Source organism: Bacillus basilensis, assembly GCF_050630465.1.
Classification (GTDB): Bacteria; Bacillota; Bacilli; order Bacillales; family Bacillaceae_G; genus Bacillus_A; species Bacillus_A basilensis.
This window is the reverse complement of sequence record NZ_JBNTQO010000001.1, coordinates 528,715-554,177: the sequence shown is the minus strand read 5'-3', so window position 1 is coordinate 554,177 and position 25,463 is coordinate 528,715. Positions and strand designations below refer to the sequence as shown.

General features: G+C 33.7%; 30 protein-coding genes and 3 pseudogenes. 26 read left to right on the top strand and 7 right to left on the bottom strand.

Translation table 11 applies throughout. The features are described 5' to 3' along the window. Nucleotides 1-149 precede the first annotated feature (149 nt). The 5 genes and pseudogenes from ACQVV1_RS02880 to ACQVV1_RS02860 all read left to right on the top strand — a co-directional run. A pseudogene (locus ACQVV1_RS02880) lies at nucleotides 150-319 on the top strand (glycine zipper domain-containing protein). Between the two features lie 78 nt (nucleotides 320-397). Continuing rightward, nucleotides 398-910 (top strand): HIT family protein, encoded by a 513-nt coding sequence (locus tag ACQVV1_RS02875; protein ID WP_242253034.1) that lies wholly within the window; start codon nucleotides 398-400, stop codon nucleotides 908-910. Next, nucleotides 894-1,718: a PP2C family serine/threonine-protein phosphatase gene (locus ACQVV1_RS02870; RefSeq protein WP_242253036.1), complete on the top strand. Its 825-nt coding sequence runs from the start codon at nucleotides 894-896 to the stop codon at nucleotides 1,716-1,718. The genes ACQVV1_RS02875 and ACQVV1_RS02870 overlap by 17 nt, the downstream gene beginning before the upstream one ends. A 68-nt stretch (nucleotides 1,719-1,786) precedes the next feature. Then, nucleotides 1,787-2,110 (top strand): DUF4181 domain-containing protein, encoded by a 324-nt coding sequence (locus ACQVV1_RS02865; RefSeq protein WP_080468295.1) that lies wholly within the window; start codon nucleotides 1,787-1,789, stop codon nucleotides 2,108-2,110. Between the two features lie 28 nt (nucleotides 2,111-2,138). Continuing rightward, nucleotides 2,139-2,435: pseudogene (locus ACQVV1_RS02860) on the top strand (NUDIX domain-containing protein); the annotation flags it as partial. Between the two features lie 20 nt (nucleotides 2,436-2,455). Here ACQVV1_RS02860 and ACQVV1_RS02855 read toward each other — a convergent pair. Both ACQVV1_RS02855 and ACQVV1_RS02850 read right to left on the bottom strand, forming a co-directional pair. Next, nucleotides 2,456-2,962, bottom strand: coding sequence for a GrpB family protein (locus ACQVV1_RS02855; RefSeq protein ID WP_309258880.1), 507 nt, complete (start codon nucleotides 2,960-2,962; stop codon nucleotides 2,456-2,458). 26 nt (nucleotides 2,963-2,988) lie between these two features. After that, nucleotides 2,989-3,834, bottom strand: a complete 846-nt coding sequence (locus tag ACQVV1_RS02850; protein ID WP_431168593.1) for an oxidoreductase — start codon at nucleotides 3,832-3,834, stop codon at nucleotides 2,989-2,991. A gap of 165 nt (nucleotides 3,835-3,999) precedes the next feature. Here ACQVV1_RS02850 and ACQVV1_RS02845 point away from each other — a divergent pair, with 165 nt between their 5' ends. The 5 genes from ACQVV1_RS02845 (at nucleotide 4,000) to lpdA (ending at nucleotide 9,321) form a co-directional block, all read left to right on the top strand. Beyond that, the gene (locus tag ACQVV1_RS02845; protein WP_242253041.1) at nucleotides 4,000-4,479 is read left to right on the top strand and encodes a DinB family protein; all 480 of its coding nucleotides are present in this window, start codon (nucleotides 4,000-4,002) and stop codon (nucleotides 4,477-4,479) included. A 169-nt stretch (nucleotides 4,480-4,648) separates the two neighbouring features. Continuing rightward, nucleotides 4,649-5,647, top strand: a complete 999-nt coding sequence (gene acoA / locus ACQVV1_RS02840; protein ID WP_242253042.1) for an acetoin:2,6-dichlorophenolindophenol oxidoreductase subunit alpha — start codon at nucleotides 4,649-4,651, stop codon at nucleotides 5,645-5,647. Between the two features lie 17 nt (nucleotides 5,648-5,664). Continuing rightward, on the top strand, nucleotides 5,665-6,699 hold the full coding sequence (gene acoB, locus ACQVV1_RS02835; RefSeq protein ID WP_431168592.1) for an acetoin:2,6-dichlorophenolindophenol oxidoreductase subunit beta: 1,035 nt from the start codon (nucleotides 5,665-5,667) through the stop codon (nucleotides 6,697-6,699). 27 nt (nucleotides 6,700-6,726) lie between these two features. Beyond that, nucleotides 6,727-7,926 carry a dihydrolipoamide acetyltransferase family protein gene (locus ACQVV1_RS02830; protein ID WP_431168591.1) on the top strand — a complete coding sequence of 400 codons (1,200 nt, stop codon included), beginning with the start codon at nucleotides 6,727-6,729 and terminating at the stop codon, nucleotides 7,924-7,926. A gap of 15 nt (nucleotides 7,927-7,941) precedes the next feature. After that, nucleotides 7,942-9,321: a dihydrolipoyl dehydrogenase gene (gene lpdA / locus ACQVV1_RS02825; RefSeq protein WP_431168590.1), complete on the top strand. Its 1,380-nt coding sequence runs from the start codon at nucleotides 7,942-7,944 to the stop codon at nucleotides 9,319-9,321. A gap of 82 nt (nucleotides 9,322-9,403) precedes the next feature. Here lpdA and ACQVV1_RS02820 read toward each other — a convergent pair whose 3' ends face one another. Continuing rightward, complete coding sequence (locus ACQVV1_RS02820) at nucleotides 9,404-10,000, bottom strand: hypothetical protein (RefSeq protein ID WP_431168589.1); 597 nt, start codon at nucleotides 9,998-10,000, stop codon at nucleotides 9,404-9,406. Nucleotides 10,001-10,221: 221 nt separating this feature from the next. On the opposite strand from ACQVV1_RS02820, the gene ACQVV1_RS02815 reads away from it, so the two are divergent. The 4 genes and pseudogenes from ACQVV1_RS02815 (at nucleotide 10,222) to ACQVV1_RS02800 (ending at nucleotide 12,997) form a co-directional block, all read left to right on the top strand. Beyond that, complete coding sequence (locus ACQVV1_RS02815; RefSeq protein WP_431168588.1) at nucleotides 10,222-10,875, top strand: DUF4085 family protein; 654 nt, start codon at nucleotides 10,222-10,224, stop codon at nucleotides 10,873-10,875. An 85-nt stretch (nucleotides 10,876-10,960) separates the two neighbouring features. Next, on the top strand, nucleotides 10,961-11,362 hold the full coding sequence (locus ACQVV1_RS02810; RefSeq protein ID WP_000877648.1) for an Rrf2 family transcriptional regulator: 402 nt from the start codon (nucleotides 10,961-10,963) through the stop codon (nucleotides 11,360-11,362). Between the two features lie 93 nt (nucleotides 11,363-11,455). Beyond that, a complete protein-coding gene (locus ACQVV1_RS02805) occupies nucleotides 11,456-12,361 on the top strand; it encodes an NAD(P)/FAD-dependent oxidoreductase (protein WP_431168587.1) in 906 nt (301 codons plus the stop codon). Nucleotides 12,362-12,390: 29 nt separating this feature from the next. After that, nucleotides 12,391-12,997 (top strand): annotated as a pseudogene (locus ACQVV1_RS02800) (class I SAM-dependent methyltransferase). Nucleotides 12,998-13,056: 59 nt separating this feature from the next. On the opposite strand, the gene ACQVV1_RS02795 reads toward ACQVV1_RS02800, so the two are convergent. Beyond that, nucleotides 13,057-13,548 carry a hypothetical protein gene (locus ACQVV1_RS02795; RefSeq protein ID WP_242253051.1) on the bottom strand — a complete coding sequence of 164 codons (492 nt, stop codon included), beginning with the start codon at nucleotides 13,546-13,548 and terminating at the stop codon, nucleotides 13,057-13,059. Nucleotides 13,549-13,797: 249 nt separating this feature from the next. Between ACQVV1_RS02795 and ACQVV1_RS02790 the strand changes: the two genes are divergently transcribed. The 7 genes from ACQVV1_RS02790 (at nucleotide 13,798) to ACQVV1_RS02760 (ending at nucleotide 19,003) form a co-directional block, all read left to right on the top strand. Continuing rightward, nucleotides 13,798-14,568 carry a DeoR/GlpR family DNA-binding transcription regulator gene (locus ACQVV1_RS02790; RefSeq protein ID WP_242253052.1) on the top strand — a complete coding sequence of 257 codons (771 nt, stop codon included), beginning with the start codon at nucleotides 13,798-13,800 and terminating at the stop codon, nucleotides 14,566-14,568. 12 nt (nucleotides 14,569-14,580) lie between these two features. Beyond that, complete coding sequence (locus ACQVV1_RS02785) at nucleotides 14,581-15,123, top strand: GNAT family N-acetyltransferase (protein ID WP_242253053.1); 543 nt, start codon at nucleotides 14,581-14,583, stop codon at nucleotides 15,121-15,123. 26 nt (nucleotides 15,124-15,149) lie between these two features. After that, nucleotides 15,150-15,488: an NIPSNAP family protein gene (locus ACQVV1_RS02780; protein ID WP_242253054.1), complete on the top strand. Its 339-nt coding sequence runs from the start codon at nucleotides 15,150-15,152 to the stop codon at nucleotides 15,486-15,488. Between the two features lie 314 nt (nucleotides 15,489-15,802). Further along, on the top strand, nucleotides 15,803-17,653 hold the full coding sequence (locus ACQVV1_RS02775) for a sigma-54-dependent Fis family transcriptional regulator (protein ID WP_242253055.1): 1,851 nt from the start codon (nucleotides 15,803-15,805) through the stop codon (nucleotides 17,651-17,653). A gap of 112 nt (nucleotides 17,654-17,765) precedes the next feature. Further along, nucleotides 17,766-18,023, top strand: coding sequence for a DUF3977 family protein (locus ACQVV1_RS02770; protein WP_242253056.1), 258 nt, complete (start codon nucleotides 17,766-17,768; stop codon nucleotides 18,021-18,023). 135 nt (nucleotides 18,024-18,158) lie between these two features. After that, on the top strand, nucleotides 18,159-18,392 hold the full coding sequence (locus tag ACQVV1_RS02765; RefSeq protein ID WP_063221413.1) for a YczI family protein: 234 nt from the start codon (nucleotides 18,159-18,161) through the stop codon (nucleotides 18,390-18,392). A 152-nt stretch (nucleotides 18,393-18,544) separates the two neighbouring features. Continuing rightward, nucleotides 18,545-19,003 (top strand): SRPBCC family protein, encoded by a 459-nt coding sequence (locus ACQVV1_RS02760; RefSeq protein ID WP_242253057.1) that lies wholly within the window; start codon nucleotides 18,545-18,547, stop codon nucleotides 19,001-19,003. Here ACQVV1_RS02760 and ACQVV1_RS02755 read toward each other — a convergent pair. Continuing rightward, nucleotides 18,942-19,763 carry an arylamine N-acetyltransferase gene (locus ACQVV1_RS02755; RefSeq protein WP_242253058.1) on the bottom strand — a complete coding sequence of 274 codons (822 nt, stop codon included), beginning with the start codon at nucleotides 19,761-19,763 and terminating at the stop codon, nucleotides 18,942-18,944. The genes ACQVV1_RS02760 and ACQVV1_RS02755 overlap by 62 nt on opposite strands. Nucleotides 19,764-19,855: 92 nt before the next feature. Between ACQVV1_RS02755 and ACQVV1_RS02750 the strand changes: the two genes are divergently transcribed. Then, nucleotides 19,856-20,293, top strand: coding sequence for an NUDIX hydrolase (locus tag ACQVV1_RS02750; protein ID WP_309260242.1), 438 nt, complete (start codon nucleotides 19,856-19,858; stop codon nucleotides 20,291-20,293). A 35-nt stretch (nucleotides 20,294-20,328) separates the two neighbouring features. Here the strand turns inward: ACQVV1_RS02750 and ACQVV1_RS02745 are convergent, their stop codons facing one another. After that, nucleotides 20,329-20,940: a TetR/AcrR family transcriptional regulator gene (locus ACQVV1_RS02745; RefSeq protein WP_063221411.1), complete on the bottom strand. Its 612-nt coding sequence runs from the start codon at nucleotides 20,938-20,940 to the stop codon at nucleotides 20,329-20,331. A 159-nt stretch (nucleotides 20,941-21,099) separates the two neighbouring features. Here ACQVV1_RS02745 and kynU point away from each other — a divergent pair, with 159 nt between their 5' ends. The 4 genes from kynU (at nucleotide 21,100) to ACQVV1_RS02725 (ending at nucleotide 24,924) form a co-directional block, all read left to right on the top strand. Continuing rightward, the gene (kynU, locus tag ACQVV1_RS02740) at nucleotides 21,100-22,386 is read left to right on the top strand and encodes a kynureninase (RefSeq protein ID WP_242253060.1); all 1,287 of its coding nucleotides are present in this window, start codon (nucleotides 21,100-21,102) and stop codon (nucleotides 22,384-22,386) included. Between the two features lie 2 nt (nucleotides 22,387-22,388). Beyond that, entirely contained in the window at nucleotides 22,389-23,018 is a 630-nt protein-coding gene (gene kynB / locus ACQVV1_RS02735) for an arylformamidase (protein ID WP_242253061.1), read from the top strand. Between the two features lie 33 nt (nucleotides 23,019-23,051). Further along, entirely contained in the window at nucleotides 23,052-23,891 is an 840-nt protein-coding gene (kynA, locus tag ACQVV1_RS02730) for a tryptophan 2,3-dioxygenase (protein WP_242253064.1), read from the top strand. Between the two features lie 115 nt (nucleotides 23,892-24,006). Continuing rightward, nucleotides 24,007-24,924, top strand: a complete 918-nt coding sequence (locus ACQVV1_RS02725) for a serine hydrolase domain-containing protein (RefSeq protein WP_242253066.1) — start codon at nucleotides 24,007-24,009, stop codon at nucleotides 24,922-24,924. A gap of 111 nt (nucleotides 24,925-25,035) precedes the next feature. Here ACQVV1_RS02725 and ACQVV1_RS02720 read toward each other — a convergent pair whose 3' ends face one another. Beyond that, nucleotides 25,036-25,368 (bottom strand): DUF3889 domain-containing protein, encoded by a 333-nt coding sequence (locus ACQVV1_RS02720; protein WP_242253067.1) that lies wholly within the window; start codon nucleotides 25,366-25,368, stop codon nucleotides 25,036-25,038. Nucleotides 25,369-25,463 lie beyond the last annotated feature (95 nt).

Below are 25,463 nucleotides of genomic sequence, written 5' to 3'. Positions count from 1 at the left end.
AGCGACTTGAAAATCTCTTTTTAAGAAGAGGATTATGTGGTGGAAAAGTATAAGTAATAAAGTACATTTTTTGGAAATTATTAAGTGGAATAGCGAATATATTAGGAGACAGCGACGTCATGTAAATGGATATTATTAGGGAAGAAATGATGGGAGGAGATGCAATTTGGCTAAAAATATAAAAAGAAATGATGCCTTGGCAATAGGCGTCGGTATAGGGGTTGTAATCGGTGTATTCCAAGGGTACTTTACAAATAATTTAGTAATCGGAATTGTGATTGGGCTTGTAATTGGAATTGCGTTTTTGAAGAAAAAATGAGGTTGTAAATTCATTTCAAAAATTGTTGCGTTAAAAGAACGAATATTCGGAATATAAAACCTTTTTTTTCCTTTTTTTATGATATTATATATAAAAAGGATGGTGATGGATATGTCAACAAACAAACAAGTAGAACAAAACTGCTTTATTTGTGAAAAACATAAAGGAAATATTATAGTTCCAGGTGGTGCTATTTATGAAGATGATCTTATATACGTTGGACATGTCCATTGGGATAGTGAAGAAACATATCTTGGTTATATAATGATTGACATAAAAAGACATGTACCTGGTCTAGCTGAATTAACTGAAGATGAGGCGAAAGCATTCGGACTTATAACTAGTAGAATGAGTAAAGCGCTAAAAGAAAGTGAAGGTGCAGAACATATTTACACTTTTGTTTCAGGAAATGGTGTACCACATATGCATATGCACATCATACCGCGTTATACAAATAAACCAAAAGAGTTTTGGTCACCGACTGAAGTAGCGAAATGGACAGGTGCGCCTTATGGTGACGCAGAAGAAATCAAAAAACTATGTGAAAGAATACGAAAGTATATGGTGAGTGAATATGCATACAACAAATAATAGACAATATTCATGGGTTGGAAGTAGGGAAATGTGTTTAGACGAAATTTCGGTAAAGCAATATGGTGACATCTTGCTTGGTACATATGGTGGGAATATAAGCGCAGGAGCAAAAAAGAATGAAGATGGTGCGTTAGTTTGGTCAAATGGTAATTGGGAATTTGCAGCTATACTAGATGGACATAATAGTGCAGAAAGTGTTGATTTAGTAGTAAATACAATTGAAAAAGAGTATGAAAATATAAAAACGATTATGAAAGAACCAATTGAAACTGTGTTTCGATCTCTTGAAAATCATATACTTACAATTTTTCAGTCCTCTTCATTTAAAGAACAGTGCAAAATAATTAAAGGTGAAACAGCTTGCTTACTATGTGTAAGAAAAGAAAATTATCTATGGTGGTTATCTATTGGAGATTGTTTAGTTTATGTATTTCATGAAGAGTTACATAAGTTAGGGCAATATGCATTAAATCAACGTCATTTTTACGAATGGATTGGAAATGTAAACACATTTGATTTACCTGTTCCTTGCTATTCATCAGGAATTCGTGAATTACGTACTGGCAACAATCGAATTGTAATGGTGACAGATGGGGTATTAGAATGTGGGGACCGTCGATATGAAACACCATTAAATCTGTATAATGATATGAATAGAAATAATATAATACATGAAGAAAGTGTTCATCATGTATTAGAGCACGTTCATCATCAATTCGGACGCGATAGTGCGACAATTATTAGTTGGGATATTGATAATAAAGGAAAGGCTACTTATCCGAGTGATCAGCCAGATAAAAAGTAAAGGAGGAGACATCACTGTTTTTAGTTAAAGGAATTTTATTAATAGTATGGATCATATTCTTAGTTGTTTTGGAAAAAGTAGTGAGAAAAAAATTAAATATACCGAAACAAACAGGATGGAATAGTAAATATGTAAACAACACTCATAAATGGGGTATTAGGGTTCTTATCGTTTCTTATATAATTGTTACGATGATATGTGCCAATTTAAATCCTATTTATATTAGCAACTTACCCATTTTATTTTTAATAACTTTATACTGCTTTCAATCATATATGGAGTGGAAATTTGATAAAGAATCGAGGGAATATGTCATTTCTTTAGGAACGGTTCCTCTATTAATAATAACAGGGATTATGCTTAATCTTTTCTTTTATACCTATTGGATTTAGACATATATGAAATGAATGGGGAGACAAAATGAAAATGCCTAAATTACGTGCTGAAGCAATGATTGTAAATGAAGATTATTCTAAAGTACTTGTACAATGTGATTTAAGTGAATCATTTTATCGTTTTCCAGGAGGCTCTATTGAATTTGGTGAAACAGCAAAAGAAGCGATAATAAGAGAATTAATGGAAGAATACGATTTGAAGATTGATGTCCAAGAGCTAGCTGTTGTAAATGAGCATATTTTCGAGTGGAACAACGAAAAAGGACATCAAGGTACATTAATACATAGGGGAACGGTTGAAGAGATGATTACAAATGAAATCATTTACTACTAAATGGTTTCTTATTTTATTTTAGCTAAAATAGATTTAACGAAATTTGTTTTATCCTCTGCATATTGATGTTTATCATTAGGATTAGCTTTTGAAAGTTGAATCTTTAACTGTTCATACTGTATACGAGCAGTTTTATTGTCTATTAAGTAATCTCGAAATTGTAATTGTTCTATTAAATATGCATTCCCTTGTTCATACATATGAATTTGATGAGTTCGTGGCTCTCCTTTATTAAAATAGTATCTTTCAGGCAATACATCTTTTCTGTACGTATAATTTAGTAGTTTTAATTTTTTAATACATTTTAAACCGTCTTTATAATCTTCTAGTTCGATTGCAATATCAATAATTGGCTTTGCACTTAAATATGGAATGGAAGTACTTCCAATATGGTGTATTGCTAAAATATGTTCGCCAATTTGTTCCTCAATGAATTGTTTCTCTTTCGTAAATTCAATTTCCCATTCTTCAGTCCACGGAACTAAAAACACTTTGCCATAGGGTAAACCTAACATATAATTAGCACCTCTTTCAAAAAAAATTACATCTTCTTTAAACTTTTCAAAACAAGGTATTCCCACAATCTCCAAGGAAGAATCTTCTTTGCTAAGATCATAAATTTTACACCTTTTCCAATTGGGTATCGTAATGTTGTACGCTTTGCTTCTGCAACTTCTACAATTTTATTAGCAACATCTGCCGGATTACCAAATGTATCACTGCCACTATTAATATGTTTTTGGATTTTATCCATATATTCTTTGTAAGGAGAAGTAGTATCAGATTGGTTTGTAGCTAGTTGTTTACCAACTTCCCAAATATTCGTGTTATAAGAACCAGGTTCAATTAATGTAACATCTATTCCGAAAGGTTGTACTTCTAAACGAAGGGATTCACTCCATCCTTCTAATGCATATTTTGAAGAAACGTAAGGGGATAGACCAGGGAATCCAACTTGACCACTAATGCTGCTTATATTAATGATTTTTCCACTTTGTTGTTCTCTCATATAAGGTAAAACAAGCTGAGTAATTGAAATAGCGCCAAAAAGGTTCGTTTCAAATTGTTTACGGTATTCCTCTAGTGGAATTTCTTCTACAAAGCCGCCATTTGCATATCCTGCATTATTTATAAGAAGGTCTACTCTGTTTATTTCTTTTAAAAATAATTGAAAGTTATGTAAAGAGTTTTGATCAGTTACATCTAATTGTTGAATTTTTATGTTTTGCTGCAAGTTGAGTTGATTAGCTTGAGATATTAAGTTCACTTGTTTTTTAAGGTTTCTCATTGTAGCGATAACTAAATAGTCTTTTTTCGCAAGGGCAATTGTTGTTAAAAGACCGAACCCACTTGAAGCCCCGGTTATAACTGCGATTTTTTTATTCATTTTTTGCTCGCTTTCTTTTTCTTTTATCATAACGAGTTATGATAAGAAAATCTATTATTCTTATATTCATTATGAAATCAATTCGTATGTAAAAAAGGGGTTTATAGGGAATCAGCGTATATAGAGTAGTGTATATTAATATGATAATGAAATGAGGGAAGAAAAATGGCTCAAGTGAAAGATGTATTAGCAGATCAGTTATTAGCAAATGCGAACGATCCCAGTTGGTATATTCCATTTTCAGATGCAGTTAAAGATCTATCTGAGAGAGAAGCTTTCTGGAAACCGAATGAAGAGAGTAATAGTATAGCTGAAATTGTACAACATTTACTGTATTGGAATTCAACGTGGCAAACTAGGTATAAAGAATCGAATGTTAATGCCGTGCCCGCTATTGGTGATAATAACAAAAGTTTTATGCTTTCAGATAATCAAACCTTCGATGAGTTAAGAGAAAAACTACTAGAGAAACTGTTACAATGGCAAAAGCTTATCAATGAAGAGAAGGTTGAAAGTGATGTAATTGGATTTCCAGTTTCCGCTAAGTGGTGGGAAGTGCTAGCAAATGTAACAACTCATAATGCGTATCATATTGGTCAAATTATTTACATCCGGAAGTTACAGAAGAGTTTTGATAATGAATAACATAATAATTCTAAAATTAGATGAACAAAAGTGGACAAAACGAGACAGATGTCTCATTTTGTCCACTTTTTTATTATGAAAGTAAAGAGAAAACCTATTAAATCAAGGATTAGAATTTGGCACAGTATTTGCAATATAAAAGATGAACAAGAAAATAGGAGGGCTGGACATGTTAAAAACAACTGAAAGTAAAGGGAATGAAATTACGAAAGAACAAGCTCGTTGGATGTACGAAAAAATGTTAGAGATTCGTAAGTTTGAAGATAAGGTGCATGAATTGTTCGCGCAAGGTGTTTTGCCAGGTTTCGTTCATTTATACGCAGGTGAAGAAGCGGTAGCAGTTGGTGTATGTGCCCACTTAACGGATAGTGACAGTATTACAAGTACGCATAGAGGACATGGACATTGTATCGCAAAAGGCTGTGATTTAAACGGTATGATGGCTGAACTTTTTGGGAAAGCGACAGGTTTATGTAAAGGTAAAGGCGGCTCCATGCATATTGCTGATTTAGATAAAGGAATGCTTGGTGCAAATGGGATTGTAGGTGGCGGTTTCCCGCTTGCTTGCGGCTCAGCACTAACAGCTAAATATAAAGGAACGAAAGATGTAAGTGTTTGTTTCTTCGGTGACGGAGCAAATAATGAAGGAACATTCCATGAAGGCGTTAATTTAGCAGCGATTTGGAAGTTACCAGTAATTTTTATCGCTGAAAATAACGGTTACGGTGAAGCAACGACATTTGAATATGCTTCAAGTTGTGACTCTATTGCTGATCGTGCAAAAGCTTATAATATTCCAGGTATTCAAGTAGATGGAAAAGATCTACTTGCAGTATACAAAGTTGCCGAAGAAGCGGTGGAACGCGCGCGTAATGGCGGTGGCCCAACAATAATTGAATGTATGACATATCGTAACTACGGTCATTTTGAGGGTGAAGCACAAACATATAAAACTGCAGAGGAAAAAGAAAAACATTTAAATGAAATAGATGCGATTGTGAATTTCCGTAAACATTTAATTCATGAAGGTTTATTAACAGAATCTGAACTTGTTGATATGGAGAAAGCAGTAGATGATGCAGTGCAAAGATCAATTGAATTTAGTGAAAATAGTCCATATCCAGAGGATGAAGAATTATTAAAAGATGTATACGTTTCTTACAAATAAGAGGAGGGTGAAAAATAATGACTAGAACAGTAAGTATGTCAACTGCAATTAATGAAGCGATGAAAATCTCAATGCGTCGTGATGAAAATGTAATTTTAATAGGAGAAGACGTTGCAGGTGGTGCACAAGTTGATCACTTGCAAGATGATGAAGCGTGGGGCGGTGTACTTGGCGTGACGAAAGGGCTAGTACAAGAATTTGGCCGAAATCGTATTTTAGATACACCAATTTCTGAAGCGGGTCACATGGGAGCTGCGATGGCAGCGGCGGCAACAGGCTTACGTCCGATAGCTGAATTAATGTTTAATGACTTTATCGGTAGTTGTCTTGATCAAGTATTAAACCAAGGTGCAAAGTTCCGCTATATGTTCGGTGGTAAAGCAAAAGTTCCAGTTACAGTACGTACGATGCACGGTGCTGGATTTAGTGCAGCAGCGCAGCATTCACAAAGTTTATACGCGTTATTTACAAGTATTCCAGGTATTAAAGTCGTCGTTCCTTCCACTCCGTATGATGCAAAAGGCTTACTATTAGCGGCAATTGAAGATGATGATCCAGTAATCTTCTTTGAAGATAAAACACTTTACAATATGAAAGGCGAAGTACCAGAAGGGTACTATACAATTCCTTTAGGAAAAGCAGATATTAAACGTGAAGGTACTGATGTAACAATCGTTGCAATTGGAAAACAAGTTCATACTGCGCTCGCTGCTGCTGAGCAATTAACAAAAAAGGGACTTGAAGTAGAAGTAATTGATCCACGTTCTTTATCACCGCTTGATGAGGATACGATTTTAGCATCTGTTGAAAAAACAAATCGTCTTATCGTTATTGATGAAGCAAACCCAAGATGTAGTATCGCAACAGATATTGCGGCAATTGTAGCGGATAAAGGATTCGATTTGTTAGATGCACCTATTAAACGAATTACAGCACCACATACACCTGTTCCGTTCTCACCACCGCTTGAAAAGTTGTATTTGCCAACGCCAGAAAAAGTAATTGAAACTGTATCAGAAATGATCGCAGACCAATCTTTATTACATGTGTAATGAAACGATGAGAAGGGAGAGAGAAGCATGGCTGTAGAAGTTGTAATGCCGAAGTTAGGTATGGCGATGAAAGAAGGTATTATTACGAGTTGGAATATTAAAGCGGGCGATAATGTGGCAAGAGGAGAATTAATCGCTAGTATTAATTCAGAAAAAATTGAAACAGAGATAGAAGCACCAGCTGATGGAACTGTTCTTGATATAGCTGTAAGTGAAGATGAGGGAGTTCCACCTGGCACTGTAATTTGCTATATCGGTAAACCGAACGAAAAAGTAGAAGTCTATGAAAGTACAAATGTTGTAGAAGAAAAAACATCTAATCCAGAACCTAAAAAGGTCCAACATCTAGAACCATATGTGATAGATGTGACGAAGCAAAGAGTTAAAATATCTCCAGTAGCGAAGAAAATTGCAAAAACTGAAAACCTTGATATTAGATCATTACTTGGTACAGGTCCTGGTGGAAGAATTACAAAGGTAGATGTATTAAAGGCGCTTGAAGAAAGAGTAGCAATACCAGCAGTACTTGAACAAGAAGAAAGTAAAGTGATTCCTGTTACAGGTATGCGGAAAGCAATCGCAAATCGTATGCATGCCAGCTTACAAAATAGCGCGCAATTAACGTTAACGATGAAAGTAGATGTTACAGATTTAGTTGCTTTACATAAAGAAATAGCGGAAGTTGTACAAAAAAGATACGATAACAAACTAACCCTTACGGATTTCGTTTCTCGTGCTGTTGTATTAGCACTTGGAGAGCATAAAGAAATGAACAGCGCTTATGTAGATGATGCAATTCATCGATTTGAACATGTTCATTTAGGCATGGCAGTCGCATTAGAAAAAGGATTAGTCGTTCCAGCTATTCGCTTTGCAAATAATCTACCTTTAGTAGAGTTATCTAAAGAGATTAAGAATGTGGCACAAAAGGCACGAGCAGGCAGTTTAAATAGCGACGATATGCAAGGAACAACATTTACAATTAGTAATTTAGGAAGCTTTGGTATTGAATATTTTACGCCAGTACTTAATACACCTGAAACTGGTATTTTAGGTGTCGGTGCGATTGAATATGTTCCTGTATATAAAGGAAAAAAATTAAGAAAAGGAAGTATATTACCTTTAAGTTTAACATTCGATCATCGCGTATTAGACGGTGCACCAGCAGCTGCATTTTTACGCACAATTAAATGCTATTTAGAAGAACCTGTAACAATTCTTTTATAAAGAGAAGGTGAGAGAATGAGTAAATTAGTTGTAATTGGGGGCGGACCTGCTGGTTATGTAGCAGCAATTACCGCGGCTCAAAATGGTAAAGACGTCACTCTTATTGATGAAGCTGATCTTGGTGGTACGTGTTTAAATGTTGGGTGTATGCCTACGAAATCACTGTTAGAAAGTGCTGAAGTGCATGACATTGTGAGAAAAGCGAATAATTATGGAGTTAAGCTTAACAAAGGAAGTATATCAATTGATTGGAAGCAAATACAGGGAAGGAAGTCACAAATTGTAACGCAGCTCGTACAAGGAATTCAATATTTAATGAAGAAAAATAAAATTAAAGTAATAAAAGGGAAAGTAAAATTTGAAACGGATCACCGTGTGAGAGTTATGCACAGTGATAAAGAAGCTGTAGTAGATGGAGAACAGTTTATTATAGCGGCAGGTTCAGAACCAACTGAATTACCTTTTGCTCCATTTGATGGAAAGTGGATTTTAAATAGTACCCATGCAATGTCTCTAGAAAACATACCGAAATCATTATTAATCGTTGGCGGTGGTGTAATAGGTTGTGAATTTTCAAGTATTTATAGTCGTCTTGGAACAAAAGTTACGATTGTTGAAATGGAACCGCAATTATTACCAGGTGAAGATGAAGATATCGCACACATTTTAAGAGGGAAACTAGAAAATGATGGCGTAGAAATATTTACAGGAGCAGCTTTAAAAGGATTAAATAATTATAAAAAGCAGGCTTCATTTGAATACGAAGGAAGTATCCAAGAAGCCAATCCAGAATTTGTTCTCGTTTCTGTAGGTCGAAAACCACGTGTACAAGAGTTAGGATTAGAAAAAGCAGGCATTCAATTTTCGAATAAAGGAATTTCTGTGAATGAACATATGCAAACAAACATATCACATATTTACGCAGCTGGTGATGTGATTGGGGGAATCCAGCTTGCTCATGTTGCCTTCCATGAAGGAACGACAGCAGCATTACACGCGAGCGGAGAAGGTATAAAAGTAAACTATCATGCTGTACCTCGCTGTGTTTATACAGCACCAGAAATTGCTAGCGTCGGTTTAAGTGAAAGATTAGCAAGAGAGCAATATGGTGATATTCTTATTGGAGAATTTCCTTTTACGGCAAACGGTAAAGCACTTATTATTGGAGAACAAACGGGTAAAGTAAAAGTTATTGTTGAACCTAAATATCAAGAAATTGTAGGGATTTCTATTATTGGTCCTCGTGCAACCGAATTAATCGGACAAGGAACTGTAATGATTCATACGGAAGTTACCGCTGATATAATGAGAGATTATATTGCAGCTCATCCAACTTTATCTGAAGCGATTCATGAAGCGCTATTGCAAGCTGTAGGACATGCTGTACATGCTTAAATGGAATTATAATAAACCACTATTCTCTAGATGAATGAGAGAATAGTGGTTTGGATTTTTATAGAAGAAATTAAATCCTCTATTACTTTTTAATGTCAATAGCTGAAGTTTTATCGTTCCATTCAGGAGCTAAATTAGCAGTTTTACCATACCAATCAGCGTGTTTAAATACAACACCTTTCCCATATCCTTGTGTAGAAGTATGCTCCCAAAGTGTCGTTGAATAACTTGCAGAAGGTGATGCTGTGCTTACAGAAGAAATTCTGTCATTCCAGCTAGAAGGTAAGTTTTTAAAGCCGCTACTCCAGTAAATATATTGTCCACCTTTATTTATATGTTCATAAAAATCAGTACTACCAGCGCCGCTACCTAAAGGATTAATTTTATTTTTAAGCGCTTTTTTATCCTTCTCAATATAAGCATCCAATGTTTCTCTATTAGTAAAACCATAAGCTAACCAATCTCCATTTGCATTTTGCTCTGGTAATACCATAGTAATTTGGATGTCTTTCTTATCTTGATCACTTAATTTTGCAAAGGAAGAAACATTTTGTTCATCCACTTTTAAATAATCAAATGATTTGATTGTGTTACTTTTTTCTTCAGCACTTACTGCACCTAATCCTCCAGTTAATGCAAATCCAGCTACTAATGTCCCTGCTACTAATTTCTTCAACATATAACCATCCCTTTTTGTTTAAGATTTTTGTACAGATGAATCTTTGTACTAGTAAAATGTAGTCTAATTATTGATTTTTGTAAATATTCTGAAATTTTAGAAATAAAAGGCGGAATATTTAAAGTTTTACATTTTTTCTTTAGAAAAAATGGTTATTGGAATGATATAATAAGTGGATATATTGCTTTTGTTGGATTTTAAAATGTTTTAGGGGGCTGCCATTGAAGTACTTCACTAGAGATTGGTATAAAGAAATGCAAGTATCTGGATTTTTAATTTTCTCAGAAACTATTGAAGAATGGAAAGAGATTTTGCGAGAGAGCGAAAAGGCAGGAATGGATTATAAGCAAAGTTTGAGAGAAGACGTGGAAGAAAAGAAAGAAGAGTTATTAAAGTTTCTACCTAAGTCATTACATCCATACATTTATAACAATACAATTAATTCAGAATACCCATCGGAAAAATTAAAGCAACTTGTGCTTGAGTGGACAGTAGATTATGAAAAAAGAATGCATGATTTAGAGCAAGCTTATATAGAGAATTATAATTCTATAAAAGAAAGGCTCGCGCAGAATGTCGTTCAACTACATGAATACTCACTACATGACAGTGTAGTCAAATCAGTAGAGAGAAGATCAGAGGATACGCTAATTATAACTTTAGATTGCAGTGGTACTTTCAGTGAATTTGATAAACTACAAGTAACTTTTACAGGAGTAACGAAATGTTCTATTCCGGAAAATTTTGAAGGTGCTTGGTGGTTATGTCATGAAATAGACCTTGCTGAAGATGGTTTCGAACTAGGAGTTTTATTTGATTGCCCATTTATAGAAGTAACGATTTGCGCAGCAGATGTATTACTGGAGAAGATGTAATTTTGTATGGAGTATTACAAATGTTTGACAGGATAAAGAAATAGAGTTATTGTAGATATATGAAGTCTGCAATAGGAGCCGTACTATGAAATATTCTAAAGCTACAAATTATGCTCTTCATACAATGCTTTTTCTGGCAAAGGCAACACCAAATAAGTTAGTTAGTGTTCACCAATTAGCAGAAATGCAAAATGTTTCACCAACATACTTGTCTAAAATACTAACTAAGTTGACGAAGGAAGGGATGATACATTCATCATCTGGTCCAAAAGGTGGTTATTCGCTTAGTCATAATTGGGAAGATATTTCATTTTTAGATATTATACATGCGATTGAAGGTAAAACATCATTATTTGAATGTTGTTTACATGAAAAACCTGGATGTTTAATTAATGAAGCAATGCTCGCAGCAGAAGAGAAAATGGAAGAAGAGTTAAGAAATCAAAAAATTGTAGATCTTGCGAAAAAAATAAAAGTGGATTTTTAATCCGCTTTTATTTTTAAAGATATTAAAGATAAAAGGACTCTTTAATATCTTTAATTATAGTTAAATTTATTCATTCATGGAGGATATTTGCTTATGAAATATATAGACTGTGCAGTAATAGGTGCAGGACCAGCCGGACTTAATGCGAGTTTAGTTTTAGGAAGAGCTCGTAAACAAATAGCGTTATTTGATAATAAAACGAATAGGAATCGTGTAACACAAAATTCTCACGGATTTATTACGCGTGACGGGATTAAACCGGAAGAGTTTAAGGAAATAGGATTAAATGAATTGATGAAGTATCCATCAGTTCATTATTATGAAAAAACAGTTGTAATGATAACGAAACAATCCAATGGTTTATTTGAGGTTGTGACCAAAGATCACACAAAATATTTGGCAGAAAGAGTTTTATTAGCGACGGGCATACAGGAAGAATTCCCATCTATTCCTAATGTTCGAGAATACTATGGGAAAAGCTTATTTAGCTGTCCGTATTGTGATGGATGGGAATTAAAAGATCAACCACTCATTATTATTTCTGAAAACGAAGATTATACGTTGCATATGACAAAATTAGTTTATAACTGGTCTACTGATTTGGTAATCGCAACAAATGGCAATGAGCTAAGTCAAATTACTATGGATGAACTGTCTAATAAAAATATACCTTTTATTACAGAACCTATACGTGCACTACAAGGTGAAGGAGGTTTTTTAAAAGAAGTAGAGTTTTATTCAGGTTTACGGATTGAAAGAGCTGGAGGATTTATAGTACCTACTTTCTTTAGAGCAAATCAATTTATAGAACAACTTGGTTGTGAACTACAAAGTAATGGAACTTTTGTAATTGATGATTTTGGGCGTACTTCAGAAAAGAATATTTACTTAGCAGGAGAAACAACGACTCAAGGACCATCCTCATTAATTATTGCTGCATCACATGGGAATAAAGCAGCAATAGCTATTAATAGTGATATTACAGATGAGCGGTTCTAACTAGAAAATGATTTGAAGAAGGAGAGAAGATGATGAATAAATTTTGGAATGATCGATATAAATCAGATGAATATTTTTACGGGGAAGAACCTAATACGTTTATTAAAGAACAAGCATTTCGTTTAAAAAATTATCATAAAGTAATAGCTTTCGCAGAAGGAGAAGGTAGAAATGCTGTATTTCTAGCAAGACAAGGGCATAAAGTAACAGCTATTGATTATTCGGAAGACGGATTAGAAAAGACAAAAAAATTGGCGGAGAAACATAATGTAGAGGTACATACAAAAAAAAGTAGATTTATTAGCTGATAGTTCGCCAGTAAATGAATATGATGCAGCGATTATGGTATTTGGACATTTTCATAATGATCATCAAAAAATGATATTGGATAAAATGATACAAACGATAAAGCCAGGTGGATTAATAATGTTTGAAGTTTACTCAAAAAAACAAATCAATTATGGTACTGGTGGGCCAAAAGATATTGATATGCTGTATGATCCAATTGATATCCTTACTTGGTGTGAAGAACATGAGGTAATTCATTTCTTTAATGGGGAACAAGAGCGAGTTGAAGGGAAAGGGCACACTGGTTTAGCTGATGTAATTCAAGTTGTTATTAGCAAATCAATGTAAATGTTAATGAAAAATAGATACATGAATGTAAAAAGACCAGTCATGTAAGACTGGTTTTTTTATTTAGATACTAAATTATCAAGTTTCCAATATGTATCTGTTAACGGCGCAGCTTTGCTATCTATGTATAAATACATATTATTTAAATCTTTTGGAGAAGTTTTCATATTAAATACAATGTCAGTAGTTAAAGAAAACTCAGATGGAACCTTTTTAGCATTTTCATTTTGTATAACTTCACCTTCGTATTTTTCACCCGTTTTGTCATCTTTTATGAAATATTTTATTTCTGAAAGATCTATCGTTTGTCCGTCAACACGAGCGTTATTTATAGTAACGCGAGCTGTGAGACGCCACTCTTTGTCTATTTTTTCGAATTTAGCATTTTCAACAGTTGCTCTATAGTATTCGTTTTTAAATATTTCCCCATAGTGCATTGCATTCTTTTCAAGAGCGCTCTTTTCTTGTTTTGGTGCAGTATCCCCATTACATCCTGCCATTATTCCTGTAAATAATAATGCTGTACAAGTTACTTTAATTATAGATTTCATAGTAATTCCTTTCTGTATTAAAAAGTAAAACATAGGAATAATTTTACATCAATAGGAAAGTAAATGGAAGTATATTTATGGAATATGCAAATATACATTTATTTTGTTGTCCAGTTCACGGAATAGAAAGAGGGAAAAGCTGAATAAAACGGAGTGGATAAGAATTGAAAATATTGTAAAATGGAAGAGGCATGCATATAATTAAAATAAGGATGAGATTTCAGAATCTTTAATAACGGCGGTGGGCACATGTTTACTGAAGAGCGTAGAGAGAAAATTTTAGAGTTACTTCAGAAAGATGGAAGGGTAATTGCTAAAAATCTTGCGGAAAGTTTCGATATGTCTATTGATTCTATAAGAAGAGATTTGTCTATTATGGAGAAGGATGGCTTGTTAAAAAGAACACATGGAGGTGCAATCGAACTTGCTAGAGTAAGGAATTTAGCTGCTGAACCATCGAGACGTAATCGTGATAGTTCACTAGATGAAGAAGTGATTGCAAAAGTTGCTGCATCCTACATACAAGAAGGAGATTCCGTTTTTATTGGCGGGGCTTCTATTCATTATGCCATGTTAAAGTATTTACCTGAAACATCATTTACAGTGATTACGAATACTTTAGAAATTGCTAGTAAGTTACGGGAGTATAAGAATGTAGAAACGTATTTAATTGGTGGAAAGGTGAAACCATCAGGAAATATGACAGATACACTTGCCTCTGAAATGATAAGTAGATTCTCTATTGATCTGTATTTCTCTACAGGTGATGGTGTTTCATTGAATGGTATAAGTACTGCAACGCCGGAAGTTGCTTATTTTGGAAAAACAGTAAGTAAAATTGCTAGAAGAAACATTTGTTTAGCTCCTCATACTAAAATCGGAATAGACTGCTTTATAAAAGGAGAGTCACTGATTGAGATTGACCTTATTATAACAGGTGAAGAGGCTAGTAAAGAAACGATTCAACAATTTGAGAAACAAGGTAAAGAAATTTTGATAGCATCAATAGACTGCATTTAAAAGGAGTTTGTAATGATTATAAAAGAACAAGAGTTTTATATAAATGGATTAACTTATACAGTTCGTTCTGCAGCTGAAACGGATGCTGAGCAATTATCGAAGATTAGAGTTCAGATCGATGGCGAAACTGAAAATATGGATAGAGAAGCTGGAGAGGGATTTATAGATAAGATAGGGTTTCAAAAAATAATAAAAACAGATAGTGAAGAGACAAAGAATTTGTTTTTAGTTGCAGAAGTGCACAATCGAATCGTTGGATTTTCAAGATGTGAAGGATCAAATTTGAAGAGATTATCTCATAAAGTAGAGTTTGGTGTTTGTATTTTAAGAGAGTTTTGGGGATATGGAATGGGCAAGAGTCTATTGCAACAATCTATTCATTGGGCTGATGAAAATGAAGTGAAAAAGATATCATTACAAGTATTAGAGACAAACGAAAAAGCCATTCTACTTTATAAAAAATTAGGTTTTGAAGTAGAAGGAATTTTGAAAAATGATAAGAGGCTGTCAGATGAGCAGTATTATAATACGGTTGTAATGGGAAGATGTATTTGAGTCTGTTCATAAAAGAGGTGGAAAGTATGTTTTATAGAAGAAAGTACTATATAGTAAAAAATGAATTTATTAAAATGTTTAATGATCATTTCAATAACACGAACTTACCTAATCAGGTAAAGCATGGATCTAGGCTAATAGGACGCTGGATGAAAGATAATAAGAATGGTACGACTGAAATGTTTGCCATATGGGAATATGATAGTTATGAACAGTATAAAGAAATAGAATCAAAAATTAGAAGTGACGAGAAACATACTAGAAGAATACATGAATGGTATGAAAAACATGGCGGGAAAGAGTATGTTTTACAGGAGTACATAGTAGAGATGAAAAATGAAGAGTTAATATATACTGTAAAGTGATAGAGAGGTGAGGGATAATGGGAATTAAAACAAAATTATATTTTAGTGTAGCATCCACTATTTTATTTACAATAGCCGTGATTGTTTTCTTTATAAATGGCAATCCACAAAAGTGGTTTTGGTTATGTATTTTCGTTGCGTCCATTATACAAAATATAGTTCTACTAAAAAAGAATAAAGAAATGTATTGATATATTCAAATTATTAACATATTTGTGTCATCTTTCTAGTTTTGTTGAAAACGCTTTTATTCGATTTTATAATAAAAGTATGTTTTTATAAATCTCCAAAACAATTAAAAGGGAGATGATATGATGTTAGCTTCACCGTTTTACTTACATACTTGGAAAAAGTTTGTTGATGAAGGAGTTCTTGATTCGAGCCGTATTAACGAGAGAATTTCAGAGTCATGGCATCGATGTAAACAAGCAAATGTGAACCCTCATATGAATAAAGGTCAGAAAATTTTGTCTTCTAATATTTTTCAGGATCAAAAGACAAAGAGTGAAATCTTCCTTGATATAGCAATACCTCAAATACAAAATATGAGAAAAACCATTGATGAACTGCAAATGATGGCATTATTAATTGATCCAGACGGTTACGTTCTATCGTTAAGTGGAAATCAACAAACGTTGAAACGAGCGAAACATATTAATTTCATTGAAGGTGTGAAGTGGACGGAAGCAGCTGTTGGTACAAATGCGATAGGAACAGCGTTAGAAATTGAAGAAGCTATTATGATAAGTGGTACAGAACATTATTCTGTCGCATCTCATAGCTGGAGCTGTGCGGCCGCTCCCATTCATAATGATGATGGAAAATTAATTGGCGGTCTAGATTTCTCCTGTCCAATTGAGTTTTCACATCCATATATGCTCGGTATGGTAACTTCGCTTGCCCATGCAATTGAACGTGAATGTAGTATTCGAGTGCATCAAAATGAGCTACACTTAATTCATCGTTTTTTAGATGTAATTGATAGTGATGAGCAAGTTGTTATTTGTAATCATCGTGATGTTATCGTTTCCGCAAGCAAGAGGGTTCGTGAACGAGTATGTAATTGGTCACGAATGAAATCTGAAGATTTAATGCACTATGGATTGAAAACTAAATTAGAAGTTCCAGTATACAGTAATAATAGAATGATTGGGAAATGTATTTATGTAAAGGAAAATAAACAAGAAAAATTATTTTCAACTTCCCTATTTATAAATGGAATTACTTTCCCTGGAGTAACTGGGACGAGCAGTGTATTTCAACATACATTAGAAGAAATTAAGCTTGTATCACCAACTGACGCAAGTGTATATGTTTGTGGTGAAACAGGTGTAGGGAAAGAATATGTAGCGAGAGCGATTCATGAAAATAGTCCAAGAAAAAATGGTCCTTTTATAGCTGTTAACTGTGGTTCATTACCGAAAGAATTAATGGAAAGTGAATTGTTCGGTTATGCTGAAGGAGCGTTTACAGGTGCGCGGCGCCAAGGATATAAAGGGAAATTCGAACAAGCAGACGGTGGAACAATATTTTTAGATGAAATTGGTGAAGTGCCACCAGAGATGCAAGTCGCATTATTGCGTGTTTTACAAGAACGAACAGTAACCCCAATTGGCAGTTCAAAAGAGGTACCAGTCAATATTCGTATTATTACTGCGACACATAAAGATTTACTGCGATTAGTTGAAGAAGGAAAGTTCCGTCAAGATTTATATTATCGTTTACATGTTTATCCGCTATATGTTCCATCGTTAATAGAAAGAAAGGAGGATATTCCGTACTTCATACAACATTTTTGTGAACGAAAGAATTGGAATGTTGCATTTCCAAAGAGCATTTGTAATCAATTTTCACAACATACATGGCCCGGAAATATTCGAGAATTATTAAATGTATTAGAACGTATTTACATTTTGTCGCAAGGACGGGAAATATGCGAAAAACAAATCTCTTTTTTATTACAAACTATGATGGGAAATCAACATCAACTTGAATTGCAAATAGAAAATAAAACGAAGTATACATTAAATTTCCGTGAGAAAATACAGCGTGATAGTATGATTGAAGCGCTTGAAAAGACGAATGGAAATGTTTCGTTAGCTGCAAAACTGTTAGATGTACCTCGAAGTACATTTTATAAACGAATGCAAAAATATAAGTTATAAAGTAGATTTTTGTAATCTACTTTTTCTTTGTGGGCTCATGTTCTGTCGGAATGTGCGCTTACCGGGGAAATAATAGAATAGTTAGAAATTAATTTCCGAAAGGGGGACTTATGTGAAGTATATTGAAATTGGTATTGGAAATAGGTGGTTCGTTCGAACAGAAACAGAAAATAAAGATGGAACTGAATTTGAGGAACGAGGTATTATAAAACCTATTTATTTTGAGTCTTTATATGTACGAATTTGGTTTCGCAAAACGTGTTTAATTTTTGATGCGAAAGAAGGGTTTAAAAAGGTTAAGAAAAGGAGGGTTGAATATAAATTTATAGTTGGAATTGTGAGTAGATTAAATAAAGAAAAAGTGTGTTAACATACGTAGTTATATTAACCAGGAAATTCTTTTAATTTATATCTAATTCATGAAAAACAATTTCACAAATATAAATTGTTAATAAAGCCGCTAAGGAAACTTAGCGGTTTCTTTTTGAATAGGAGGGATTTGCGTATGAATAGGATTGTAACGGTTTTACTTGCAATTATTGTAATGGGGTATTCCATTTATAGTTGGAATGATGCTTCGAAACAGAGTTTGCTAATTTTACAAACACTATTAGGGTTTATGTTAGTTAGTTTAGGGGTGCAAAATTTTAAAAATAAAGAAAATAGAAGTATGGGCATCGCTTTACTACTCGTTGCGTTATATTTAATTGTTGTATCGTTAGTAAGATATTTTGCATGAATAAGTATTTAAATTATTTATTCATGATTTTCTTATTACGAAAAACATTCTCGCAATAAAAGTTAAAATTCCACTTGTATTTCACTATATAAAATATGGCATAATGATTTAGTTAAATAGAAATGGATAGGGTATTTGAGAGGGGCAGTATAATGAGTTTTGCAATTGAAATAGTAATAAAAGCACCAATGGATGTTGTATGTGACTATATAATAGAAGATGAAAAAATAAAAGAATGGAATACGTTTATAATAGAAAATCGCTATCCTTCAAATATAGATAAAGAGAATCCACATGTAGGAGATAAATATATTTCTGTTCAAAAAGTCGGTAAGAAAATATTGGAGGCAGAAGTAGAAATTCTTGAATACGATGCCCCCCATATCATTTCACTAGGTAGTGAAATGAAGCAAGGATATTCAGCGATGACTTATATGTTAGAAGAAGATGAAGAAGGTACAGCACTAACATTAATTTCAGAATATGAACCGAGTAATTTTTACTATAAAATTATGTATAAGTTAACAGGATGGATTTCACGAGGTTTAACTATGGAACAAATGGAGCGTTTAGCAGAATGTGTGGAAACTGCTTATAATAAAGAAGTTTAATATTAAAAATCTCAATAGTTCTTTCATATATTTTTTTATCGACACAAAATCTTTCTGTTATCCAATAATTAAGTTCGGAAGATGTAAGACTTTCTTCTCTTTTCTTACCTTGGAAATATCGTTTTAAAACATTATTATTAATAGAAGTCGGAATGCCATCGATATAACCGAAGATCTGAATTGTCTTTAATACAGGAGAGGTAGGCCAATCATTAGACTTTGTAATGAGTTCTTTCATACTTGATAAATGTATTTGCTCTGTATTTAAGATTTTTGCTGGACCTGGATTTCTAGTAATTTTAACCCTATTATTTGAGACTTCATAAGTAAAAGTTTCTCTTACATTACTTATTTGAAATGATTCATAAAGTGAGTAAGCTTGGAATAAAGGTGCACAGTAAACAACATCGACATAATAAGGTTGGTCTAAGTTGACTCGTAAGCATAAATGTCCGGGGTCCATATACATATAATGAACATCAAAACCAAGATTTGATAATAACCAATGGAATCCAATCGAGTGCGTCCAACAAGTACCGCCCAGACCTTTTGTTGTAATACGGTTTATGTATGTCTCAATGAAAGGAAAATAATCCCCTGTTTCATTACCTTTTTCCCAGTCAATTATTTTAGAAAGGGTTTCCCACTTTACTTTTTCTTGATGAGCTTTAATTAGCTCATTTAAAAATTTTAAGCTATTAGGCTGTTTTGTAGCACTTAAAAATGATAGAAATTCGTTTACTAGTTTTTCTGACGACATATTCTTTTCCTTTCTATATAGAAGTTAGTATTAAGAATATTATATAATAAATGTCAGAAAATACAGTTATTAGTAGGGTAGGAGAGAATTATATGTCTATGTCGCTATATTATAAAAAGATCCGGAAGCAATTAGGTCATGAACTAATTTTTATGCCGAGTGTAGCTGCTGTGATAAAAAATGAGCAGGGGGATATTTTGTTTCAATTTCCTGGTGGGGAATACTGGAGTTTGCCAGCTGGAGCAATTGAGCTTGGGGAAACTCCAGAAGAAGCAGTAGTTCGGGAAGTTTGGGAAGAAACAGGATTGAAAGTGCAAGTAAAAAAACAAAAAGGGGTATTTGGAGGAGAAGAGTACCGTCATACATATCCGAATGGTGATGAAGTAGAATATATAGTTGTTGTGTTTGAGTGTGAAGTTACTAGTGGCGAGCTAAAATCGATAGATGGTGAATCTTTAAAACTACAATATTTCTCTTTATCTGAAAAGCCGCCTTTAGCGTTACCATACCCAGATAAAATATTTTTATAGATGTAAAATAGCACACCTTATTCATTGAAGGTGTGCTATTTATATAATCCCGTCGTATACATTTCCGTCAATGTATGCACTATCTTTTCTAACTCTAATTTTTTATCATTTTTCACAATCGTCCAAAGAAACATCTCATTCATCGCAAACCAAGCACGGGCTACAATTTCTTTATTTAATTTAGATTGTGCTAATCCACTTTCTTGAGAGTATGTAATATCCTGCGTAATATTGTTTATAAAGCGTTCTCGTATCTCGTCCCATTTTTGACGTATCTCTTTTGATAATCCGATTGCCTCCTGCACAACTTGCAATATAGCTCGTTCTTTCTCTGCTAATTGTAGGAATGCTCTAACTTGATTTTGAATCATGCTACGTGCTTCTTCTTTTGTTTGAGGCGAAAAGGAGCGCTCAGCAATATCATAAAATTGATTCATAACATCTTCCATTAAAACGATGAGGAGATCATCTTTGTTTTTAAAGTATACATATGCGGTTCCATAACCAGTTTCTGCATGCTTAATAATTTGTGTAATTGTCGTTTTTTGAAAACCATTATGTATAAAAATAGTATAGCCAGAGTGTAAAAGTTTTTTCTTTGTTTCTAAGGAGCGGTGTTTTCTTGATGAAAGAGTACTGTTTTTCAAAGAACCACCTCTTTATACTGAAATATCTGAAAATATAACTGTATTGTAAAAGAAATTCATATATAAAGTCAACTGACATAATATCATTGACGTTATATCAACGAAGGTGATATATTTCAATTAGTTAGAATAAAAAGAAAATTAAGAGAAGGTGACACCATGTATAAAGAACCATTTCAACCAACTTATGAGTATGCGCTTGAATGTGATAAACATGATGAACTGAAAGATTTTCAAACTGAATTTTATAAAAAAGAAGGAACAATATATTTAGATGGAAACTCATTAGGGCTACTTTCAAAAAGAGCAGAGAAATCGTTACTTACGTTGCTAGATTCATGGAAAGAGTATGGCATTGACGGCTGGACAGAGGGTGAGCATCCTTGGTTTTTCCTTTCGGAGAAATTAGGTGAACTGACAGCACCTCTTATTGGAGCTTTACCAGAAGAAACTATTGTAACCGGTTCCACGACGACGAATATTCATCAAGTAATCGCAACTTTCTATGAGCCGAAAGGAATACGTACAAAAATTCTTGCGGATGAGTTAACATTCCCATCAGATATATATGCACTTCAAAGTCAAATTCGATTAAAAGGGTTAGAGCCAGATGAGCATTTAGTGCGAGTGAAGAGCCGAGATGGTAGAACACTTTCTGAAGATGATATTATTCATGCGATGACAGATGATGTCGCTTTAATTTTATTGCCTTCTGTACTGTATAGAAGCGGCCAAATTCTTGATATGAAACGTTTAACAGCGAAAGCGCATAAGCGTGGTATTCATATTGGATTTGATTTATGTCATTCAATCGGTGCTATTCCACATCATTTCAAAGAGTGGGATGTTGATTTCGCTATTTGGTGTAACTATAAATATTTAAATGCAGGACCTGGTGGTGTAGCGGGGCTATATGTAAATAAGAAGCATTTTAATAGACTTCCAGGGTTATCAGGTTGGTTTAGTTCCAGAAAAGATAAGCAATTTGATATGGAACATACATTAACAGCTGCTGATCATGCAGGTGCTTATCAAATTGGTACACCGCACGTATTAAGTACAGCGCCGTTAATCGGTTCTCTTGAAATGTTTAAAGATGCTGGTATAGAACGTTTACGTGAAAAATCCATACATATTACAAGATACATGCTTGATTTAATTGATCATGAATTAAAAGATTTTGGATTTACAATAGGAAATCCATTAGAAGATGAAAAACGAGGCGGGCATATTTATTTAGAGCATGCAGAAGCAGCACGCATATGTAAAGCGTTAAAAGCAAATGGTGTAATTCCAGATTTTAGAGCGCCAAATGGAGCGAGACTTGCGCCAGTTGCTTTATATAATACGTACGAGGAAGTATGGCAGTCTGTTCGTATTTTAAAGAATATTATGAAAGATGAAGAGTATAAGCAATTTGAAAATAAGCGAGAGGTTGTGGCATAAACATGAAAACATCAGAGTGGATTGATATTTCACAACCGTTAAATAATGATATTGCCACTTGGCCAGGGGATACACCATTCTCGTATGAAGTTTCATGGTCAAAAGAAGAGAGTGGATCAGTAAATGTCGGAAAGTTAACGATGAGTATTCATACAGGTACTCATATTGATGCACCGTTTCATTTTGATAATGAAGGAAAGAAAGTAATAGACTTAGATGTTCGAGTTTATGTTGGGCCTACAAAAATCATTGATGTTTCTAATCTTGAAAGCATCGGGAAAAAGGAATTAGAAAACTTTCATTTAGAAGGCGTAGAACGCTTATTGTTACGCACATCTTCACATGGTAAAGCGAATGAATTCCCAAATGTAATCCCGCATTTACGTGCAGATATAGCACCGTTTCTTTCAGAGAAAGGGATACGTTTAATTGGGGTAGATGTTCCCTCAGTTGATCCATTAGATGATAAAGAATTAGAAGCGCATCATCAATTGTTTAAACATGGAATACACATTTTAGAAAATGTCGTACTAGATCATGTAGTAGATGGAGATTATGAACTAATCGCATTACCACTTGCCTTAACAGATGCAGATGGAAGTCCAGTTCGAGCAGTTATTAGACCAATATAAGTAGAAATATATATAAAGGGGCGTTTGGCTAATATGAAAGAAAACGAAAAGGTAATTATGGAAAAAGGGATTCATACGGACTTTAAAGAAAATATGACGTACGGGGAGTATTTGCAATTAGATAGTTTACTATCTTCTCAAAAGAGATTATCAGACCATCATGATGAAATGTTATTCATCGTTATTCATCAAGCAAGTGAACTTTGGATGAAACTCATTTTACATGAGTTAAATGCAGCAATTGAATCTATTAAACAAGATAAATTACAACCAGCTTTTAAAATGTTAGCACGTGTATCAAAAATTCAGTCTCAAATTATTCAATCTTGGGATATTCTTGCGACATTAACGCCATCAGAGTACATTGAATTCCGTGATTCACTTGGTCAAGCTTCAGGTTTTCAATCGTACCAATATCGTATGATTGAGTATGCACTTGGTTATAAAACACCACATGCATTAAAGATTTATGAAAAAGATCCAGAATTACATGCTCGCCTTTATAAAGCACTACATGCACCTAGTATATATGATGTGGCAATTCAAGCGCTTGTAAAAGAAGGGTTCCCGATTCATAAAGATGTGTTAAATCGTGATATTACGCAGCCTTATGAAGAAGATGCAACAGTAGAAGCAGCATGGATAGAAGTATATGCAGACGTAAAAAAATATTGGAATTTATATCAGCTTGCTGAAAAATTGATTGATATTGAAGATTGGTTACAACAATGGCGTTTCCGTCATATGAAAACGGTAGAACGCATTATCGGACATAAAATGGGAACAGGCGGATCTTCTGGTGTATCTTATTTAAAACGAGTACTTGATCAACGTTTCTTCCCAGAGCTTTGGAATGTTCGTACGAAATTATAAAAACAAACCTGTCAGTTTAACTGGCAGGTTTGTTTTTTTATTTGAGCACAATTATGTTTTAATGGAAACTACAAGATATAATACATTAAGTAACTATTTAAATGGAGGTAAAGTTTTGGATTTCAAGCAACTAGAAAATAAATTTGAAAAGAAAAAAGTGAATACATTTCTCGTTTATCAAAAAGGTGAGTTAACAACTGAGTATTATAAAACGTTAGAGTGTGAAAATAATCTATTTAAAATAAATTCGATTACAAAAAGCATTGTATCTATATTAATTGGTATTGCAATCGATAAAGGATATATAAATGATATACATACACCGATTACAAAGTGGATTGAAAATGTATCTAATGAAAAGCGGGATTTGACTCTGTATCATTTATTAACGATGACTACAGGTGAGGACTGGAAAGAGTTCGGAAATGGAGTAGTGTTCCCAAATGATTTTGTAGAATCGGAAAACTGGGTGCAGTACATATTAGAAAAACCAATAATTGAAGAACCCGCTACAAAAATGAATTATAACTCAGGGTCTTCGCATTTGCTTAGCTATATTATTCAAGAAGCTACTAGAATGCCGACAGAACAGTTTGCGAAAAAATATTTATTTGATCCATTAGAAATTACCAAATATGAGTGGCAACAAGATCCGCAAGGAATACATGTCGGCGGCTTCGGAATGAAAATGAAGTCTAAAGATTTATTAAAGTTAGGAATATTATGTTTACAGAATGGGTATTGGCAGGGGAATAAAATTGTATCATCGAAATGGTTAGAAAAATCAAGTATGGCTCTATTTGAAACGTATGAATATGTCGGGGCATATGGATATCACTGGTGGGTATTGAATAATGAAAGATTTCACATACCGTATTGTATGTACTTTGCTATGGGATATGGCGGACAATACATCGTTATCATTCCGCAGTTAGAGGTCGTTGCTGTAATAAGCAGTCATATGCCAAAACGTGGACTCGTTCCATTGAAATTATTTATTGAGCATGTACAAGAGAATTACAATGTTCAATAAGGCCACAGGTGGATCCGTTCAATCCAGTTCAATTGTTTAGTTTCTTCGCAATTAAAAGTAATTTAGAAAATAAAACCCCACTGTTTACATTAGTAACAGTGGGGTTTTATTTTATCTACTCGTCTTCTGGAACGACACCTTTATAAATTTCTCTGTCTTCGTTTCAAATTCTACATCAACAAAAACACCATATTCTTTTCCATCTTCACGTAGCCATAATTTAAATTTTTCAACTGTTATTTGAACGGTTTTTGGTTTTCTACCTATATGAAGATAATCAATAATCTCAGCTTTCGGGTATTGTTCTTTCGTCTTTTCTACAGCAAGTTTCCCCCATTTAGCATACGGCGGCTGCGCATGAACAATTGATGAGCCGGTATATATATTTGAACATGTTGTTAGGAACAGAATGACGAGTGCGACACGCTTTAACAATTTCTTCATGATGAACTCCTTTTATTCTTTTTGTATATTGTTTACATATTTTTTCAACGATATTAGCTTGGATTTTTTTGTCTTCTTTACATAAAAGCGAGGCT